Below are 19285 nucleotides of genomic sequence, written 5' to 3'. Positions count from 1 at the left end.
TTACTTGGTTTAGAGATTGGTTGCCTAATTTAAAAACTTCAGTAGAACTTGGAGCTAAGTTTAATATCAATCCTAAAGTAGAAGCTGAGGCTAGATTTGGAAATATAAAAGTAAGTGATGAGTTTGATTTACCAAGAATACAAAAATTTGTAAGCACTTCTTTTATCGTTCCTGTTAATGAAGCTTTCTATTTTAGTTTAAACTATAATGGAATGTTTGATAAAGATGGCAATACCCATACAGGATTTGCTCAGTTTAATTATCTTTGGTAATCTTATAAAAGATCATACCTTAGTTTAATTAGTTTTTACTCTCCTACTTGTTAAAAATTTCATCCTGATAATTTTAAAATTATTGGGATGGATGTTTTTAAGGTTGTTAAACTCTTTTTAGATTGCAATCATTCTTTTAAAGTATTTTAAAAACTCAGCTAAGATTATAACAATACAATCATTTTAAATTATTTTAATACAATTAAAAAGAAGTGAAGAGGATTGAAGATTAATACATTTGGTTGCGAAGGGGAGATTTGAACTCCCGACCTTCGGGTTATGAGCCCGACGAGCTAACCACTGCTCTACTTCGCGGCATATAAGATATTTGAAATATAAAATAAGAAGTGGATGGGGTAAAGGGATTCGAACCCCTGAATGACAGGACCAAAACCTGTTGCCTTACCGCTTGGCGATACCCCAATAAATATTTTTTTAAAAGTGTAATTATAGTGAATTTTAATTTATTTGTCAAGCAATTTAAGTTATAATTTTAAAAATTTTAAGGAAATAAAAATGAAATTTGTTAGCGTAGAACAAGCGATTAGGGATTTACAAGCAGGGAAAATGCTTGTAATGGTAGATGCAGAAGATAGAGAAAATGAAGGCGATTTAATCTTTCCTGCGCAATTTAGCACTCAAGAAAAAGTAAATTTCATGATAAAAGAAGCTCGTGGTGTGGTTTGCGTAGCTTTAGATGAAACTTTGGCAAAAAAATTTGAACTTCCTTTAATGGTGCCTAAAAATACTTCAAACCACGAAACCGCTTTTACCATAACCGTAGATGCAAAAGATGCTACAACGGGAGTTAGTGCTTATGAAAGAAATATGACTATACAAATTTTTGCTGATGATAATGCTAAAGCGAGTGATTTTGTAAGACCAGGACATATCAATCCTTTAATCGCAAAAAAAGGCGGAGTTTTAGAACGCACAGGTCATACAGAAGGTACGGTTGATCTTTGTAAATTAGCAGGATTAAAAGGTGCTTGTGTGATTTGTGAAATCGTAAAAGATGATGGAGATATGGCAAGAAGAGAAGATCTAGAATTTTTTTGCCAAAAGCATGATTTAAACATGATAGCCGTAAGTGATCTTATAGAGTATCGCCTAAAACATGAAAGCCTTATTAAGCTTGAAGAAAAAAGTCAAAGTGTTTTAGCAGGCTTTAAAGCAGAAAAATTTATCTTTAGCGATCATAATCAAACCCAACACATAGCTTTTTGCTTTAAAGATATCAAAAAATGTGAAAATGTTAAATTTCATATCAGTGGTAGTGATTTTGAGCTTTTAACTTCAGATAAATTTTCAAAACTTTTAGAGCAAATCAAATTTCTTAGTGAAAATGGTGGCGTTATAGTTTTCATGCAAGGAGAAAAATCCAGTACCACTCAATACAAAAACTATGGTATAGGAGCGCAGATTTTAAGATATTTTGGTATAGAAGAAATTAAACTTTTATCTCAAAGTTGTGATAAAGACTATATAGGCTTAGAAGGTTTTGGTTTAAATCTTAAAGCTTGTAATTTTAACTAAAAAGGAAAAAAATGACTTTAAAAGAACAAATTTTAAACGATATCAAAGAGGCAATGAAACAAAAAGATGATTTTAAAAGAGATAGTTTAAGAACTTTAAATGCAGCTTTTAAGCAAATAGAAGTGGATGAAAGAATAGAATTAGATAATGAAAGAATTTATAAAATTATTGCAAGTGAAATCAAAAAACGTAAAGACGCAATCGAACTTTATCTTAAGGCAAATCGTGAAGATTTAGCACAAAAAGAACAAAATGAAATAAGTCTTTTTGAAATTTATCTGCCTAAACAACTAAGTGATGAGGAGTTAACTTTAGCCTTAAAACAACTTATAGAAGAATTGGGCGTAAGTTCACTAAAAGAACAAGGTTTGGTGATGAAAGAAGCTAAAATAAAATTAGGTGCGAGTGTTGATGGTAAAAGACTTAATTTAGCACTTAAAGAGCTTTTACAATAATTTTTTGGAGTGTTATTATGAAAGAGTTAAGCGGTTCAGCAATGATTTGCGAGGCTTTAAAAGAAGAAAATGTTAAAATTGTTTTTGGCTATCCTGGAGGCGCTGCGCTTAATATTTATGATGAAATTTACAATCAAAAGTATTTTAAACATATTTTAGTGCGTCATGAACAAGCGGCTTTGCATGCTGCTGATGCTTACGCAAGAATGAGCGGAGAAGTGGGCGTAGCTATAGTTACAAGCGGACCAGGTTTTACAAATACTATTACAGGCCTAGCTACGGCTTATAGTGATTCTATCCCTTTAATATTGATTTCAGGGCAGGTGGCAAATTCTCTTATTGGTACAGATGCTTTTCAAGAAATTGATGCAGTAGGTATTTCAAGACCTTGTGTAAAGCATAATTATTTAGTTACTTGCATAGAAGAGTTTCCACGCATTTTAAAAGAGGCTTTTTATATAGCAAGAAGTGGTAGACCTGGGCCTGTGCATATAGATGTGCCAAAAGATGTAAGTGCAACTTTAGGACTTTGGGAATATCCTAAAGAAATTTCTATGAAAACTTATAAGCCTGTTTATAAGGGTAACTCAAAGCAAATTAAAAAATTTGCAGAGCTTTTAAAAGAAGCAAAAAGACCTTTATTTTACTTGGGTGGAGGTTGTATCAGTTCTAATGCAAGTGAGCAAATCAGAGAGCTTGTAAAATTTACAAAAATTCCAGCAGTTGAAACCTTGATGGCGCTTGGAACTTTAAGAAGTGATGATGTTTTTAATCTCAAAATGGCAGGCATGCATGGAAGCTATGCTGCTAATATGGCTTTAAGTGAGTGTGATTTGCTTGTGAGTGTAGGAGCGAGATTTGATGATAGGATTACAGGAAAAACAAGTGAATTTGCCAAACATGCGACTATAGTTCATGTTGATATTGATCCTAGTTCTATTTCAAAGATTATCAATGCGCATTATCCTATAGTAGGAGATATTAAAGAAGTTCTTAAAGAGCTTTTAGAAGAGCTTAAAAAGGAAAATTTCAACACAACTTTTAAAGAATGGCACGAAACTTTAAAGCGTTATAATGAACTTTATCCACTTTCTTATGAAGATAGCAATGAAGTTTTAAAACCGCAATGGGTGATTGAAGAATGTGCGAAGATGGCTCCTGATGCAAGGATTATTACCGATGTGGGTCAGCATCAAATGTGGGTAGCACAGTTTTATCCTTTTAATTATCCAAGACAGCTTGCAACAAGTGGAGGGCAAGGAACTATGGGATATTCTTTGCCTGCTGCTTTGGGTGCAAAGCTTGCTGTGGATGAAGAAGTGGTGATTAATTTCGTAGGTGATGGATCGGTTTTAATGAATATCCAAGAGCTTATGACTGCTCGTGAGTATGGTATAAAAACTATAAATATTATTTTAAATAATGCCTTTTTAGGTATGGTAAGACAATGGCAAAGTATGTTTTATAAAGAGCATTTTTCACAAACAGATTTAAGCACTCAGCCTGATTTTATCAAAATTGCTCAAGGCTTTGGTTGCGAAGGTTATGAAATTTCAAGCAAAGAAGAATTCATTCAAGCTTTTAACCAAGCTTTAAAAAGTGATAAAACCTCTCTTTTAAATGTAAAAATTGATCGCTTTGAAGATGTTTTACCTATGGTGCCTGCAGGAAGTGCGATTTATAATATGATTTTACCAAAGGCAAAGGATAGACAATGAGAAGGGTTTTATCGGTAATTGTTTTAAATGAGCATGGGGTTTTATCTCGTATAGTAGGACTTTTTTCAGGAAGAGGTTATAATATTGACTCGCTCACAGTAGCACCTTTGGAAAATAAAGAATTTTCGCGTATTAATATAGTCACTTCAGGAAATGAAAGAACTTTTGAGCAGATAGTCAAACAACTTCATAAGCTTATTCCTACTTATAAAGTGATAGAAAGTGAAGAATTTATTGACAAAGAAATGGCTTTGGTGAAAATTCCTTTAAATGAAAATTTAGGTGGACTTGATGCCGTTTTGAAAGCTTATAATGGTACTATTGTAAATAGTAATGAGAATTTTTTGTTTTTAATGGTTGCTGATGATGCAAATCGCATTGATAATTTTTTAAAAACAATTAAAAAATACAATCCTAGTGATATAGTTCGCAGTGGATCTGTTTTGATGGAGATTAAATGAAATTAAGTGAAATAGCAGAATTTTTAAGCTTAGAGTATAAAGGTGAGGATATAGAAATCAGTGCTTTAAATTCTTTATTGAAAGCAAATTTTACAGAGCTTACTTATTGTGATGGTGAGAAAAATACCAAAGATATACCTCACACAGGAGCTGCTGCTATTTTAGTATCTAAAGAATATGAAAATTTAGTACCTAAGGACACTAAAGCTTTGATTACTCAAAATCCACATTTGAATTTTGCTTTTTTAAGCAAGCTTTTTGCTAAGCCTTTGATAAGCACAGCTAAAGAAAAAGTGCAAAATATCGCAAAAAGCGCAAGAATTATGCCTAATGTCTATATAGGTGATAATGTAAATATAGGTGATAATGTAATCATTATGGCAGGAGCTTATATAGGCGATAATGTCAGCATTGGTGATGAGAGTATTATCCATCCTAATGTAGTGATTTATAATGACACTAAAATAGGTAAAAAATGTCATTTGCTTGCCAATTGTGTAATAGGAAGCGATGGTTTTGGTTATGCGCACAATAAAAACGGCGAACATTATAAAATTTATCATAATGGCAATGTGATTTTAGAAGATTTTGTAGAAGTGGGGGCTTGTACAACTATAGATAGAGCAGTTTTTGATAGTACTATTATCAAAGCAGGCACTAAGGTAGACAATCTAGTTCAAATCGGACATAATTGCAATATAGGTCAAAATTGTATCATTGTAGCACAAACTGGAATTTCAGGTTCAAGTGAGTTAGGACGCAATGTTATTATGGGTGGTCAAAGTGCAACGAGTGGACATTTAAAAATAGGCGATTTTAGTACTATAGCTGCAAGAGGCGGTGTGAGTAAAAATTTAGAAGGCGGGCGCGTTTATGGTGGTTTTCCTATCATGCTTCAAAAAGATTGGCTAAAACTTCAAGCTAAAATAGCAATAAATTTTAAAGAAAAATCACAAGATTAGCATCGCATCGCCATAAGAGTAAAAGCGATATTTTTCTTTTAGGGCAAGTTCATAAAGTTTTAAACACTGTTCTCTACCGATAAAAGCTGAAACTAGCATGATAAGAGTAGATTTTGGTAAATGAAAATTGGTCAAAAGATGATTTTGTCTTATAGGTGGATTTTGCGGGTGTAAAAAAAGATCACAAAAACCATTTTTTGTTTTAGTTCTTGCGTAATATTCTATAGTTCTTGTTACCGTTGTTCCTACGCCTAAAATAGCTTGTTTTGAATCTATAATTTCACATGCTTGCTGCGGAATATTAAAAAATTCGCTATGCATTTTATGTTCTTGTATATTTTCACATTCCACGCTTTTAAAGGTTCCAGCTCCTACATGTAAGGTTAAATGATAAATTTCGTGTTTTTTTCTTAAATTTTCAAGCATAGTCTCACTAAAATGTAAACTTGCAGTTGGAGCAGCTACCGCGCCTAAATTTTTTGCAAAGATACTTTGATAATCTTTCAAATCACTTTTTTCATCCTCCCTTTTAATATAAGGAGGCAAGGGTATATGTCCTATCTTGTCAAGCAGGTTGTAAAGATTTGAGGTGTCTAAGGTTTTATCATTTTGAAAAAATTGAACTTTTCGAAGACCATCATCTAAAAGTTCTACAACGCGCGCTTTTAAATCCTCTTTAAAATATAAGATTTCATCTTTTTTAACACGCCCTTTAATTTGAGCTAGAAAAAGTGGATTGTGAGAATTTAAAAAAGGTTGATGCAAGAAAAGCTCTATTTTCCCTCCGCTTGCTTTATTGCCATAAATTCTTGCTTTAATAACTTTAGTATCATTGAAAAAAATCGCGCAGTTGGGTAAAAAGTCTTGTAAATTTTTAAAAGTAGTGTGAAAAATTTCTTTGTTTTTGCGATCAAAAACCAAAAGCCTAGCATCTTCTTTTGGATTTGTAGGATAGTTGGCTATGAGTTCGTTAGCTAGAGTGTAATCATAGCTTGAAAGAAGTAAGTCTTTATTCATCGCTTTCTTTATCTTTTGGGGCAGGATTTACCTTTTGAACAATTAAAATAGAAAGTCCATAAAGTCCACAAAGTGGTCCTGCCATTAAAAATTGAGATAAAACATCAGGTGGAGTCATAAAGGCTGAAAAAACAAAAATAACTAAAACAGCTATGCGAAAATGGCGTTTTAAAAAACTATCATCTATAAGCCCGATTTTAGCAAAGAAAAAGGCAATTACAGGCATTTCAAAAGCTAAACCAAAAGCCACAACAACTTTTGTAAAGAAATCTACATAAGTTCCTATGGTAATCACAGGATTAAAATCTTCATTTAAACCAAAATTAATCAAAAATTTAAAAGCCAAAGGCACTACAACAAAATAGCAAAAACAAGCCCCTAAGGCGAACATAATGCTTGCAAAGCTAACAAAAGGCACCACAAGGCGTTTTTCATTATCGTAAAGTCCCGGAGCTACAAATTTCCAAAATTGCCAAAAAATTACAGGTAAAGAAAAGATAAAGGCCGCAAAAAAACTAACTTTCATTGCAGTAAATAAGGCTTCTTGTACTTCAATTACATTCACATGTTTGGCTACTTCGGGCAAAACAGCTATAAGTGGAGCTTTTAGAATATCTAAGATATAGCTTCGTAGAGCAAAACATACAATAAACATAACTACAATGCAAGCAACGCTTATAAAAAGGCGTTTTCTAAGTTCTATTAAATGAGGTCTTAATTCTTCAAACATTTATTTTTCCGTTTTATCTTGTGTTTCTAATTTGCTAAGATTTGGTTTTTCTTCTGTATTTAAATTTTGTCCGCTAAGGTTATTTTTTGTGTTATCATCTCTGCTATCAAAGGTTAAATCTACCTTTGTTTTATCTAAAATATCTCTTTTAAGGTCATCAAATTCTTCAAAACTGAGTTTTTTGCGTATGTTTTCATTAGTGCTTGAAAATTCATCTTTGTATTTCTTAGCTTCTTCTTTTAAGTCATTGATGCGTATTTCTTTTTCTATGCTTGATTTTGCATCATCTATGTTGCGTTTTACAGCTTTTAGAATTTTTGCTATTTGTACTATAGCTTCTGGAAGTTTATCAGGCCCTAAGACTAAAATCGCTACAACTAAAATAACTATAATTTCACCAAAACTCATTAATCGTTACTCTTTGATTTGATATTTTAAATAAATATTTTACTTAAAAAACTTAAATTTAAGATGAGAGATATAAAGCAAGCTCATCGCTAATGAGAAAATTAGGATTAAAATATCTTTTATTTTTGTAAAAAAGTTTTTTTTCTTTTAATAATATATTTATTTTGTCTTTTTGCCATTGATTGAGTTTTGTTTTATCAATCCCTACTATACTTCTAAGTCCTAAAAATAGGTGTTCTAAATTCAAGTCTTTAAAACTTAGCTGCTCTATAGATCTAAAAGTGGGATTTTCTATGTAATTTTTTAAATTTTTTGCTGTATAAAAACGCTTGTTTTCATAAAATCCTACCGCACTTAATCCACAAGCTAGGTAGTTTTTTCCTTGCCAATAAGCAAGATTATGTTTGCAAATTTGGGCTTTGGTTTTTGAAAAATTACTGATTTCATATTGAAAAAAGTCAAGCTCTAGGAGTTGTTTGATGAAAAATTTCATTAAATTAGGAGCATTTTTTTTAAAGTGTTCTTTTTTGGCAAAGGCTGTGTTTGATTCTATGGTTAAATTATAAGCACTAAGGTGTGTGATTAAAGCCTTGATTTGTTTTAAGTATAAGAGTTCAAATTCAAGCATTTTTTTATTGTCTAATTTTGTATCATAAATAAGATCTAAATTGATATTTTTAAAACCTACTTTATTTGCGTTTTCTAATGCTTTGATAATCATTTCTTGATTATGAATTCTTCCAAGAAAGTGAAGTTTTTTAGGATGAAAACTTTGAGCTCCAAAAGAAATGCGATTAACTCCTAGATTTTTCATATTTTTAAGCCAATTTAATGTTGCTGAGTTGGGATTAGCTTCGCATGAAATTTCTACATTTTTATCTAGTAAAGGATATAAAATTTTAAAAATATCTTCATAATTATACGCATCAACACAACTTGGTGTTCCTCCGCCTATGAATAAGGTTTTAATTTGATTTGATTGAATGTTAAATTGTTTTAATTGAAAAACAATATCTTCTTTTAAAGCCTTAAAATAGGCTTTTTCATAATCATTTTTTTTCAAACTTGTAAAAGCACAATAATTACATTTGCTTTCACAAAATGGAATATGGATATAAAAATGCATAAAAACCCTAAAATATTTTATTAAATTTTTTTAATGTATTTTAATAAAAATTTGATTTGATTTAGGTTAAAATTATTTCCTTTAAATTAAGGAAAAATATTGTGGAAAACGAGAAAAATTATAGACCAAATGTTGCAGCTGTTATTTTGTCAAGTTCTTATCCTTTTGAGTGTAAGATTTTTATAGCTAGAAGAAGTGATATGGATAATATTTGGCAATTTCCACAAGGAGGTATTGATAAAGGTGAAAGTGTCAAAAACGCTTTATTTAGAGAACTAAAAGAAGAAATAGGCACCGATGAGGTTGAAATCATTGCTGAGTATCCAGAATGGTTGAGTTATGATTTTCCAAGTAAAATTGTTAAAAAAATGTATCCTTATGATGGACAGATTCAAAAATATTTTTTAGTGCGTTTAAAGCACAGTGCTACAATCAATATCAATACCAAGCATCCTGAATTTGATGATTATCAATTTGTGAGTGTTAAACAAATTTTTGAAATGATTAATCATTTCAAAAAAAATATTTATGTTAAAGTGATCAAATATTTTGAAGAGAAAGGTTATATCTAAAATGCTTATAGTTCAAAAATATGGTGGAACAAGCGTTGGAACACTTGAGCGTATCGAAGCAGTAGCCAATAGGGTTATTCAGAGTGCGCAACAGGGCAATCAACTTGTTGTTGTAGTATCTGCAATGAGTGGGGTGACAAATACTCTTATCGAGCAAGCTGAATATTTTAGTAAAACTCCTAATGGTAAAGATATGGATATGCTTTTAAGTAGCGGAGAGCGTGTAACGAGCGCTTTAGTTTCTATTGCTTTAAATGAAAAGGGTTATCCCGCTATATCATTTTCTGGGAGAAAAGCAGGAATTATTACAGATAGTGTTTTTACAAAGGCAAGAATTCATCATATTGATACAAAAGCGATAAAATCAGAACTTCAAAATGGTAAAATAGTCGTTATAGCGGGTTTTCAAGGTGTAGATGAAGAAGGTAATGTAACTACTTTAGGGCGTGGCGGAAGCGATTTAAGTGCTGTAGCAGTAGCAGGTGCCTTAAATGCGGATTTGTGTGAAATTTATACCGATGTTGATGGGGTTTATACAACAGATCCAAGAATTGAACCAAAGGCAAAGAAATTGGATAAAATTTCTTATGAAGAAATGCTTGAACTTGCAAGTTTGGGTGCAAAAGTTTTGCAAAATCGCTCTGTAGAGCTTGCAAAAAAATTAAATGTTAACTTAGTAACTAGAAGTAGTTTTAACAATAACGAAGGAACAATGATAACAAAGGAAGATGGAATGGAACAAGCTTTAGTAAGTGGTATTGCTTTAGATAAAAATCAAGCAAGAGTGACTTTAAGAAATGTAGAAGATAAACCTGGAATCGCAGCTGAAATTTTTTCTGTTTTAGCAAATGAAAATATTAATGTAGATATGATTATACAAAATGTTGGAGTTGATGGTGCTACAAATTTAGGTTTTACAGTTCCTCAAAATGAACTTGAATTAGTCAAAAATGCTATGCAAAAAATTTTAAGTCCAAAAACAACCATAGAAAGCGATAGTGCTGTGGTAAAAGTTTCCATAGTGGGTGTAGGTATGAAGTCGCATTCAGGGGTGGCAAGCAAGGCTTTTAAAGCTTTAGCTGATGAGGGGATTAATATCGGTATGATTTCTACTAGTGAAATAAAAATTTCGATGATAGTTCATGAAAAATACGGAGAACTTGCAGTTAGAGCACTACATGAGTGCTATGGGCTTGATAAATAAATGAGTGATTTTTTAAGCTTTACTCTTGAAAATATTCGTAATGGCGGAGCTTTTATGGCATGGTTGGAGTCGCGTCGTTTAGAATGGGCTCCTTTGATGGCTGCAAGACTTAAATATCTTTTAGAAGGACGCACTTTTGTCTTAATGTGCGATGAGCAAAGATCTTGGTATGAAGAGTATTTTTTAAAAAATATAAATTCAAAAGCCGCTCGTCCTATGCTTCCTTTTGTGTCGTTAAATTCTTTATGCAAGAAGAAAGTACAAAGTTCAGAAGATATAGCTTTACTTAATGACTTGCTTGACATTTCTTTTCCTAATGGTTATGTGTATTTTTATATAGGAAGTGCTTCTGATAATAAATCTTTAATCGCTAAATCAAGAGATGATAGTTTATTGTGGCTTTTTGATGAGCAGTTACAAGATAGTTTTTATTTAAATTCTAAAGATAAAGACTTGGATATCAAGCTTATTAGTTTATATCAACTTTTTGATGTAAGTTTGGATGCAATATTATTTTCCAAGGTGCAATTAGGATAAATATTTTGTTTATTAGTAAGATTATTATCAGTGAAGATTTTTTAGGTATTAAAGAAGAAATGATTAATAATTTTGGTATTAAAAAATTAAGATTTTTTATGCCACAAAATGAATTTTTACTTGATGATGCAAGAGCAGTTGAAAAAGAAAGCTATATCGCAGAAACCGAAGAAAAAATTATTGTTTTAATGGCGGATTCTTATAGGATAGAAGCACAAAATTTTTTACTTAAACTTCTTGAAGAACCTCCAAAAAATATTAAATTTCTTATTGTGGTACCTTCTAAAAATTTACTTTTACCTACTATAAAATCACGTCTTATTTGTGAAAAAAGAAAAGTTGAAAAGGAAGTTAAAAAACTTGATTTAGATCTTAAAAGAATGGATTTAAGAATGCTTTTTGATTTTTTGCAAAAAAATGAAAATTTGGATAAAAATGAACTTATGGATCAAATCGCATTGCTTGCTAAAGAATGTGTGAAATATAAAGATTTTAATGCTGAAGAATTAGAGTTCTTTTATGAAAGCTATGAGCTTGCAAGATTAAATTCTAAAAGTGGAGTGCTTTTGACTACTCTTTTATTAAATTATTATACAAAGAAATAAAATGAAATTTTTTAAAATCAATCCAAATACCGATTTTAATTTACTTTGTTCTTTCATAAACCCTCATAAAATGGGACAAAAGATTATGAGTCAAAAAACAAAAATTCATTTTATTTTTATCAAAGATATTTCTACTCCTGCAGCAAATATTTTAAAACAAGATGCCTTAAGAGTAGGAGCTGAGCTCATCACCCATAAAGAAATAATTACCGCAAAAATCACTCATTCAAATGCACTTTTAATGGCAAGTAAAGAACAAATTCAAAAACTTATTACTAAAGAAAAACTTCAAGATTTTGGACTTAAAAATTTGGCTCTTTTTTTGCAAAAAGATTTTTTAAAACCAAAAAAAGCTGAGCTTATGGCAGTGATTAATGTTAATGAAGACAGTTTTAATGCAAAAAGTCGTGTGAGTGAAGAAGACTTTGAAAAAAGGCTTAATGACTTTCTTGCTTTAAAGCCTGAGTATATCGATATAGGTGCGGTTAGTTCAAGACCTGGGAGTGAGTATTGCGGCAAGGAAGAGGAATTTAAAAGACTAAAAAAAGTACTTGACTTAATTTATGAGAAAAATTATCATGAAAAAGCGATTTTTAGTTTAGATAGTTTTGATGAATATTGTCTAGAATATGCTTTAAATAAGGGTTTTAAACTTATAAATGATATTACAAGTTTAAGAAATCTTAATCTGGCTAAACTTGCAAGTAAATATGAGGCAAAATATTGCTTAATGCACATGCAAAACAATCCAAATAACATGCAAGATAATCCTTTTTATGAAGATTTGCTCGATGAGATGACTTTGTTTTTTAAAGAAAAACTTGAACTTTTAGAAAGTTTTGGAGTAAAAGAAAGTATTTTAGATGTAGGTATTGGTTTTGGAAAGAGTGCGGAGCATAATATGATTTTAATCAAACACTTAGAACATTTTTTGCAATTTAATAAACCTTTACTCATAGGTGCGAGTCGCAAAAGTGTGATTAATGCGTATTTTCAAAGCGAGATTAAAGATCGTTTAGCAGGAACTTTGTATTTGCATTTAAAGGCTTTTGAAAATGGTGCTAGTATTATAAGAGTGCATGATTTATACGAGCACAAACAACTTTTTGCTTTAGCACAGGCAATGGACAATATAGGAGTTTAGATGAAAAAAGAAGAGTATTTAGAAAAAGTTGCTTTAGCAAATTTGTGGATGAGGGCATATTATGAAAAAGATGAACCCTTGGCTAGCGATGAAGAATACGATGCTTTAATCAGAGAATTAAGAGTTTTTGAAGAACAAAACAAAGATGAAATTTCAAAAGACTCTCCAACGCAAAAAATAGCTCCTACTATACAAAGCGAGTTTAAAAAAATAGCTCACTTAAAGCGTATGTGGTCGATGGAAGATGTGTTTGATGAGAGTGAGCTTAGGGCTTGGGCAAAACGTGCAAAATGTGAAAAAAACTTTTTTATAGAGCCTAAATTTGATGGAGCGAGTTTAAATTTGCTTTATGAAAATGGTAAATTAGTAAGCGGTGCCACTAGAGGTGATGGCGAAGTGGGCGAGGATATAACACTTAATGTTTTTGAGATAGAAAATATACCTAAAAATATAGCCTATAAAGAAAGGATAGAAATTCGTGGAGAAGTGGTGATTTTAAAAGATGATTTTGAGAAAATCAACGAAAAAAGAGCTCTTTTAAATCAAAGTTTATTTGCCAATCCACGCAATGCTGCAAGTGGGAGTTTAAGGCAGCTTGATACAAGTATCACTAAAGAAAGAAATTTGAAATTTTATCCTTGGGGAGTAGGGGAAAATACCTTAAATTTTACCAAGCACAGCGAGATGATGCAATTTATCAGAGAGCTTGGTTTTTTAAAGGATGATTTTATTAAGCTTTGTACTAATTTAGATGAGGTTTTAAAAGCTTATGATGAGCTTTTAGCTTTAAGAGAAAAAAAGCCTATGATGATGGATGGAATGGTGGTAAGAGTTGATGATCTTGCACTTTGTGAAGAGCTAGGCTATACGGTAAAATTTCCAAAATTTATGGCAGCTTTTAAATTTCCTGCACTTGAAAAAACCACGCGTTTAATAGGAATAAATTTACAAGTAGGAAGAAGCGGAGTGATCACTCCTGTGGCGGTTTTAGAACCTGTAAATTTAGATGGGGTTGTAGTAAAATCAGCCACACTTCATAATTTTGATGAGATTGCAAGACTTGATGTTAAAATCAATGATTTTGTAAGCGTGATAAGAAGTGGTGATGTTATCCCTAAAATCACTAAGGTTTTTAAAGATCGTAGAGAAGGTTTAGAGATGGAAATTTCACGCCCTAAGCTTTGTCCTACTTGCCAAAGTGAGCTTTTAGATGAAGGAACTTTAATAAAATGTCAAAATATAGATTGTGAGGATAGACTTGTAAATTCTATCATTCATTTTGTTTCTAAAAAATGTCTTAATATCGACGGACTTGGAGAAAATATAGTAGAACTTTTATACAAACACAAAAAAATCACTACGCTTGAGAGCATTTTTCATTTAAAATTTAGTGATTTTGAAGGTTTGGAAGGCTTTAAGGAAAAGAAAATTAACAATCTTTTAAATGCTATAGAACAAGCAAGAGAATGTGAGCTTTTTCGTTTTATCACAGCTTTAGGGATAGAGCATATTGGCGAGGTTGCGGCTAAAAAATTAAGCTTAAATTTTGGTAAAGAGTGGCATAAGCAAAGCTTTGAAGCTTATGCCAATTTAGAAGGTTTTGGAGAGCAAATGGCTTTAAGTCTTTGCGAATTTACGCGTGTTAATCGTACAAGAATTGATGAGTTTTACAAGCTTTTAAATTTGAAAATAGAAAAACTTGAAATTAAAAGTGATGGTGTGATTTTTGGTAAAACTTTTGTGATTACAGGTACTCTTTCACGTCCAAGAGATGAGTTTAAGGCTTTGATAGAAAAACTTGGAGGTAAGGTAAGCGGCTCAGTTTCTAAAAAGACTGACTATGTGCTTTTTGGGGAAGAGGCAGGTTCTAAGCTTAGCAAGGCTAAAGAGCTTGAAGTAAAATGTATAGATGAAAGTGCTTTTAATGAACTTGTTAAAGAATAGTTCTTATATTTTAACGCTTTTAAGCCTTTTTGGCTTTTTGCTAACTTGGCAAAGGAGTGCTTTTTCTTTATTTTTTTTAATTCCTATTTTTTTAACACTTTTTTGGGAATTCTTTTTATTTTTAAAGCTTAGAAAAAATATTATAAAAGAAGCTACTTTGATTAAGGGAAGTTTGTTTTATCGTATTAGTATGGGAGATTTTTATCTTTATATTTTTAGTTTTTTCTTGGCGATTTTTGGACTTGTTTCTTTATTTTTAAATTTTTTAAATCTTGAAAAAATTGATTTAATTTTTATATTTATAATTTTGCCTTTATTGATGATATTTTTAAAAAAAGAATTACATTTGCAATTTGTAGATAATGCTTATAATGATTTTAGAATAGTTGTTATCGCTAGCTTTTTTACTGCTTTATTTTATGCATTTTATGGGCTTTTTTTTACTTACAATGAACTTTTAAATTTAGAACTTTTTTCTAGGAAAATCATTGCTTATAAGAGTGCTTCTTTTGTTTATTTTGATTTTTTATCTGAATTTTTGTATTTTGTTTCAAATTTAAAATTTTTTATTTTTTCTTATTTTGGATATTTGAGCTTTAGAGCTTTAAATTTTATTTTTGATTTTTTTAATTTTTTTATGTTTTGCTCTCTTTTGGCTTTTGTTTTTAATTTTGTTTTGAAAATAAAGATAAAAATAATTGTTTTATTTTTATGTTTTATCATGGTTTTAGGAAATTATTTTTTAAAAGAGCAAAGAAATAATGCCTTAAAATCTGAACAAGAACAAATACTTTCATGGATGAATAATTTTGATTTTTTAAAAGATCATAATTTAAGTTTAATTCAAAAAGAAAAAGACCTTTTTGAAAAAGATCTTAAAGATCTTAGAGAAATTTTTAAAAAAAATGCTTTTGAAATAGGCATTTGGTGGTTTTCTAAAGAAAAAGAAGACTTAGAAAAAAGAATAAATGAGAGTTTAAAATGAGATTTGATTTTTTTGTTTCAAAGCGTTTAAATATCAGCAGAAATAAAGCCTTGGAACTTATAGAAAGTGAAGAGGTTTTGCTTAATGGTAAAAGTTTTAAAGCTTCTTTTGATGTGAAAAATTTTTTAGAAAATTTAAAAAAAACGCAAGATTTAAATCCTGAAGATATATTTTTAGCCAATGAGTTAAAATTGGATCTTTTAAGTGAAATTTATGTTTCAAGAGCGGCTTTAAAATTAAAAAATTTCTTAGAAGAAAATGATATTGAAATAAAACATAAAAATTGCCTTGATATAGGATCTAGCACGGGTGGTTTTGTGCAAATTTTACTTGAAAATCAGGCTTTAAAAATCACTGCTCTTGATGTAGGTAGCAATCAACTCCATTCAAATTTAAGAACAAATGAAAAAATTATCTTGCATGAAAATACAGATCTTAGAGCCTTTAAAAGTGAAGAAAAATTTGAGTTTATTACTTGTGATGTGAGTTTTATTTCTCTTATTAATTTACTTTATTATATCGATAATTTAGCCTTAAAGGAAATTATTTTACTTTTTAAACCTCAGTTTGAAGTGGGAAAAAATATCAAAAGAGATAAAAAAGGTGTTTTAAAAGATGACAAGGCAATCTTAAAGGCAAGAATGGATTTTGAAAAAGCATGTGCTAAGTTAGGTTGGCTTTTAAAAAATACGCAAAAATCAAGCATTAAAGGAAAGGAAGGTAATGTTGAATATTTTTACCACTATATCAAAAATTAATATTACTTCTTTAGCCATAGGTTGTTTTGATGGTATACATTTAGGGCATCTAAAACTTGTAAAATGTTTAGATGAGAATGGGGCTTTGTTAGTTATTAATAAATTTAAGGGTCAATTTCTTTGTTCAAATCGTCAAAAAGAAGAAATTTCAGGAAAAAAAGTTATAGAAGTGGATTTTGAAAGTATAAAATCTTTAGATGGTAAAGATTTTTTAAGCTTTTTGAAAAAAGAATTTGTCAATTTAAAATTTATAGTGGTGGGATATGATTTTTCTTTCGGGAAAAATAGGGCTTATAGTGCTAAAGATATTGAGTCTTTAAGTGGGATAAAAACTATAATAGTTGATGAATTTAGTATAAGCGGAGTAGGTGTTCATGCAAGTTTAATTAAGGATTTTTTATCAAAAGCAAATTTACAAAAAGCAAAAGAATTTTTAGGAAGAGATTATAGTATCAAAGGGAAGATGATTAAAGGACAAGGTTTGGGCTCTAAAGAACTTTTTGCGACTATAAATTTAGATTGTAAAGGCTATTTTTTGCCTCAAAATGGTGTTTATGCTACTTTGTTAAAAAGCCAAAAAAATATTTATAAAAGTGTGAGTTTTTTAGGTGTAAGATCAAGCGATGAAAATTTTGCCATAGAAAGTCATATTTTAGAAGAATTGGGTGAAAATTTCACACAAGGGGAGTTTTTCGAACTTGAGTTTATATCTTTTCTAAGAGAGAATCAGAAATTTCAAGATCTAAAAAAACTTAAAAATCAAATTGCCAAAGACATAGAACAAGCTAGAGAATTATTAAGGAAAAATGATGAAAGATGAACTTTTTAAACAAAGCCCTAAAAAACAATTTGAATTTGATAAAAGCGTGGCTAGTGTTTTTGATGATATGATTAATCGTTCTGTACCATTTTATAGGGAAAATTTAGAACTTTGTGCTAATTTATTGGCTAAAATTTTACTTGCAAATGCAAGTATTTGTGATTTGGGCTGTTCAAGTGCTAATTTTTTGATTTTGTTGGCAAATCTAAGAAAGGATTTTAAACTTTTTGGCGTGGATAATTCTGCTTCTATGCTTGAAGTTGCAAAGTCAAAAACTAAAGCTTATGGACTTGATATAAGTTTTTTTGAAGCTAATTTATGCGAATTTGATTTTTTTACTTGCGATGTTTTTGTGGCAAATTATACCATGCAGTTTATTCGTCCTCCTAAAAGACAGGAATTGCTTGATAAAATTTATAAAAATTTAAATCCTAAAGGCATTTTGATTATGAGTGAAAAAATCCTTTATGAAGATGCTTTTTTGTCTAAAAATATCATAGAACTTTATGCAGACTACAAAGAAAAACAAGGCTATTCTAAATTTGAAATTGCAGCTAAAAGAGAAGCCTTAGAAAATGTTTTAATTCCTTATAGTCAAAAAGAAAATTTAAACATGCTAGAAAAGGCAGGTTTTAAGAAAATAGAAAGTATTTTTAAATGGGCAAATTTTGAAACTTTTATAGCTTTTAAGGATTAGAGATATTTTCATCTTCCCATTCATCTTTTGGAAAACCTACCTTATATGCATTAACACAATCTTGACTGATGATAGCTTTGTGCCTGCATTCTAAACTTCTTTTTTTTGCTTCTTCGGGGTGATTTTGATAATATTCTACACTTTTGGTTTGTTCGCATGCTGCAAAAAATATACCAATAAGGCTTAAAAAAAGAGTTATTTTCATGGTAATTTTTCCTGTGTTATATTAATATCATCACTAAAGATAGAACTTTGATTGTTTTCTGTTGTTTTGGAAGGATAAATTTCAGAAGGTGTTTCTGCTATAGGTGGTATTATAATACTTTCATTATTTTCTGAACTTTGGTTAATATCTTTTGTGATTTTTTCTTTTTTTAAATCATTTTGCTTTAAAGCTTCTGATATCTGATTATCAGATTTTTTTGGTGTGTTTGGACTGTATTTACTCTCTTCATTTGTTGGTTTAACACCAACTTTTAATGCATTAATACAATCTTCGCTAAGAGTTTCGCTTTCTTTGCATTCTTTTGCTTTTTCTTTTGCTTCACTAGGATGATTTTTGTAGTAATTTTCTGTTTTGCTATCGCAAGCTGTTATATTAATAACTATTAAAATCGTAAGTAAAATACTTAGTCTTTGCATTTATCAATCTCCTAAAATTTTTAATATCTTAGCAAACTTGTATAAAGCAACGATAAATTATTTTTCCTCGTTGTAGGAAAAAATAGGCAAAGACCATTGATATTTGATAGCCAAAAGCCTTGCAATAACTCCTACAAAAAGAGTTAAAAGCGTGCAAACTAGGGCGTTAAATTCGAACCAAACTATAAGTGAATAGTAGATTGCTCCTGCAATTATGGCAATTCCTGCATAAATTTCTTTTTGAAACACTAAGGGAATTCTCATACATAAAATATCTCTTAAAATTCCACCAAAGACACCAGTGATTACAGCAGCAGCAACAGCGATGATAAAACCATGATTTTGATCTATGGCTATTTGAGCTCCAAGTATGCTAAAAACAACAAGTCCTATAGCATCAAGAGTTAGAAATAAAGTTTCAAGCTTGGTTACTACACGTGGAATTTTTGTGGCTATAAGGGCGCAAAAACAGATTAAAATAATATATTCAGGATGTTTAACCCAAGTTAAAGGATAATGTCCTAAAAGCACATCTCGTATGCTTCCGCCTCCAATTGCTGTTACGAGAGCAATAAAAATAACTCCAAAAAGGTCCATTTTATGGCGTCCTGCAGCTAAAGCCCCTGTCATTCCTTCTGCGGAAATACCTATGATATAAAGAGTGGTTATCGTAAGAGCATTTATCTCCATAA

Annotated in this window: 21 protein-coding genes, 2 tRNA genes and 2 pseudogenes; 16 read left to right on the top strand and 9 right to left on the bottom strand. The window is 30.5% G+C overall.

Annotated elements, in window-relative coordinates:
- A pseudogene (locus AJN60_RS04825) lies at positions 1–272 on the top strand (autotransporter outer membrane beta-barrel domain-containing protein); the annotation flags it as partial.
- 239 nt (positions 273–511) lie between these two features.
- Here AJN60_RS04825 and AJN60_RS04820 read toward each other — a convergent pair.
- Together AJN60_RS04820 and AJN60_RS04815 are read right to left on the bottom strand one after the other, a co-directional pair.
- Positions 512–587, bottom strand: a tRNA-Met gene (locus tag AJN60_RS04820).
- 33 nt (positions 588–620) lie between these two features.
- Positions 621–695 (bottom strand) — tRNA-Gln (locus AJN60_RS04815).
- Between the two features lie 93 nt (positions 696–788).
- On the opposite strand from AJN60_RS04815, the gene AJN60_RS04810 reads away from it, so the two are divergent.
- The 5 genes from AJN60_RS04810 to lpxD are packed head-to-tail and all read left to right on the top strand — an operon-like array spanning position 789 to position 5404.
- Entirely contained in the window at positions 789–1808 is a 1020-nt protein-coding gene (locus AJN60_RS04810; protein ID WP_070261641.1) for a bifunctional 3,4-dihydroxy-2-butanone 4-phosphate synthase/GTP cyclohydrolase II, read from the top strand.
- Between the two features lie 11 nt (positions 1809–1819).
- On the top strand, positions 1820–2263 hold the full coding sequence (locus AJN60_RS04805; protein WP_002852081.1) for a GatB/YqeY domain-containing protein: 444 nt from the start codon (positions 1820–1822) through the stop codon (positions 2261–2263).
- A 17-nt stretch (positions 2264–2280) separates the two neighbouring features.
- A complete protein-coding gene (locus tag AJN60_RS04800) occupies positions 2281–3981 on the top strand; it encodes an acetolactate synthase large subunit (protein WP_002881862.1) in 1701 nt (566 codons plus the stop codon).
- On the top strand, positions 3978–4442 hold the full coding sequence (ilvN, locus tag AJN60_RS04795; protein WP_070285979.1) for an acetolactate synthase small subunit: 465 nt from the start codon (positions 3978–3980) through the stop codon (positions 4440–4442). The genes AJN60_RS04800 and ilvN overlap by 4 nt, the downstream gene beginning before the upstream one ends.
- The gene (gene lpxD, locus AJN60_RS04790; protein WP_002861284.1) at positions 4439–5404 is read left to right on the top strand and encodes a UDP-3-O-(3-hydroxymyristoyl)glucosamine N-acyltransferase; all 966 of its coding nucleotides are present in this window, start codon (positions 4439–4441) and stop codon (positions 5402–5404) included. Before ilvN ends, lpxD begins: the two co-directional genes overlap by 4 nt.
- On the opposite strand, the gene queA is transcribed toward lpxD, so the two are convergent.
- The 4 genes and pseudogenes from queA to hemW form a co-directional block, all read right to left on the bottom strand.
- The gene (queA, locus tag AJN60_RS04785; protein ID WP_070285978.1) at positions 5393–6421 is read right to left on the bottom strand and encodes a tRNA preQ1(34) S-adenosylmethionine ribosyltransferase-isomerase QueA; all 1029 of its coding nucleotides are present in this window, start codon (positions 6419–6421) and stop codon (positions 5393–5395) included. The two genes, lpxD and queA, sit on opposite strands and share 12 nt — an antisense overlap.
- The gene (gene tatC, locus AJN60_RS04780) at positions 6414–7151 is read right to left on the bottom strand and encodes a twin-arginine translocase subunit TatC (protein ID WP_002856930.1); all 738 of its coding nucleotides are present in this window, start codon (positions 7149–7151) and stop codon (positions 6414–6416) included. Before tatC ends, queA begins: the two co-directional genes overlap by 8 nt.
- Positions 7144–7559 (bottom strand): annotated as a pseudogene (gene tatB, locus AJN60_RS04775) (Sec-independent protein translocase protein TatB). The gene tatC and the pseudogene tatB overlap by 8 nt, the downstream one beginning before the upstream one ends.
- 58 nt (positions 7560–7617) lie before the next feature.
- Positions 7618–8685 (bottom strand): radical SAM family heme chaperone HemW, encoded by a 1068-nt coding sequence (gene hemW, locus AJN60_RS04770; RefSeq protein ID WP_070285977.1) that lies wholly within the window; start codon positions 8683–8685, stop codon positions 7618–7620.
- Positions 8686–8786: 101 nt separating this feature from the next.
- Here hemW and AJN60_RS04765 point away from each other — a divergent pair, with 101 nt between their 5' ends.
- The 10 genes from AJN60_RS04765 to cmoA are packed head-to-tail and all read left to right on the top strand — an operon-like array spanning position 8787 to position 17951.
- Positions 8787–9257 (top strand): RNA pyrophosphohydrolase, encoded by a 471-nt coding sequence (locus AJN60_RS04765; RefSeq protein WP_044794063.1) that lies wholly within the window; start codon positions 8787–8789, stop codon positions 9255–9257.
- Between the two features lies 1 nt (position 9258).
- Entirely contained in the window at positions 9259–10461 is a 1203-nt protein-coding gene (locus tag AJN60_RS04760) for an aspartate kinase (RefSeq protein WP_044779997.1), read from the top strand.
- Positions 10462–10998, top strand: a complete 537-nt coding sequence (locus AJN60_RS04755; protein WP_002861289.1) for a HobA family DNA replication regulator — start codon at positions 10462–10464, stop codon at positions 10996–10998. It begins immediately after the preceding gene.
- A gap of 5 nt (positions 10999–11003) precedes the next feature.
- Positions 11004–11603, top strand: a complete 600-nt coding sequence (locus AJN60_RS04750) for a DNA polymerase III subunit delta' (RefSeq protein ID WP_070239728.1) — start codon at positions 11004–11006, stop codon at positions 11601–11603.
- 1 nt (position 11604) lies between these two features.
- Complete coding sequence (folP, locus tag AJN60_RS04745) at positions 11605–12747, top strand: dihydropteroate synthase (RefSeq protein ID WP_070239727.1); 1143 nt, start codon at positions 11605–11607, stop codon at positions 12745–12747.
- Entirely contained in the window at positions 12748–14691 is a 1944-nt protein-coding gene (gene ligA, locus AJN60_RS04740; protein ID WP_070285976.1) for an NAD-dependent DNA ligase LigA, read from the top strand.
- A complete protein-coding gene (locus tag AJN60_RS04735) occupies positions 14672–15676 on the top strand; it encodes a hypothetical protein (protein WP_079861550.1) in 1005 nt (334 codons plus the stop codon). The genes ligA and AJN60_RS04735 overlap by 20 nt, the downstream gene beginning before the upstream one ends.
- Positions 15673–16434, top strand: a complete 762-nt coding sequence (gene tlyA, locus AJN60_RS04730; protein ID WP_070285974.1) for a 23S rRNA (cytidine-2'-O)-methyltransferase TlyA — start codon at positions 15673–15675, stop codon at positions 16432–16434. The genes AJN60_RS04735 and tlyA overlap by 4 nt, the downstream gene beginning before the upstream one ends.
- Positions 16400–17254, top strand: a complete 855-nt coding sequence (locus tag AJN60_RS04725) for a bifunctional riboflavin kinase/FAD synthetase (protein WP_070285973.1) — start codon at positions 16400–16402, stop codon at positions 17252–17254. The genes tlyA and AJN60_RS04725 overlap by 35 nt, the downstream gene beginning before the upstream one ends.
- A complete protein-coding gene (gene cmoA / locus AJN60_RS04720; protein ID WP_072225838.1) occupies positions 17241–17951 on the top strand; it encodes a carboxy-S-adenosyl-L-methionine synthase CmoA in 711 nt (236 codons plus the stop codon). The genes AJN60_RS04725 and cmoA overlap by 14 nt, the downstream gene beginning before the upstream one ends.
- Here the strand turns inward: cmoA and AJN60_RS04715 are convergent.
- The 3 genes from AJN60_RS04715 to AJN60_RS04705 are packed head-to-tail and all read right to left on the bottom strand — an operon-like array spanning position 17941 to position 19283.
- Complete coding sequence (locus AJN60_RS04715; protein WP_079005306.1) at positions 17941–18162, bottom strand: EexN family lipoprotein; 222 nt, start codon at positions 18160–18162, stop codon at positions 17941–17943. The two genes, cmoA and AJN60_RS04715, sit on opposite strands and share 11 nt — an antisense overlap.
- Complete coding sequence (locus AJN60_RS04710) at positions 18153–18593, bottom strand: EexN family lipoprotein (protein ID WP_070285972.1); 441 nt, start codon at positions 18591–18593, stop codon at positions 18153–18155. Before AJN60_RS04710 ends, AJN60_RS04715 begins: the two co-directional genes overlap by 10 nt.
- Before the next feature lie 57 nt (positions 18594–18650).
- Positions 18651–19283, bottom strand: a complete 633-nt coding sequence (locus AJN60_RS04705) for a trimeric intracellular cation channel family protein (protein ID WP_070285971.1) — start codon at positions 19281–19283, stop codon at positions 18651–18653.
- Positions 19284–19285: the final 2 nt, after the last annotated feature.

It is taken from the genome of Campylobacter sp. BCW_4323, assembly GCF_001763115.1.
Taxonomy (GTDB): Bacteria; Campylobacterota; Campylobacteria; order Campylobacterales; family Campylobacteraceae; genus Campylobacter_D; species Campylobacter_D jejuni.
This window is presented reverse-complemented; position numbering and strand designations above follow the sequence as displayed.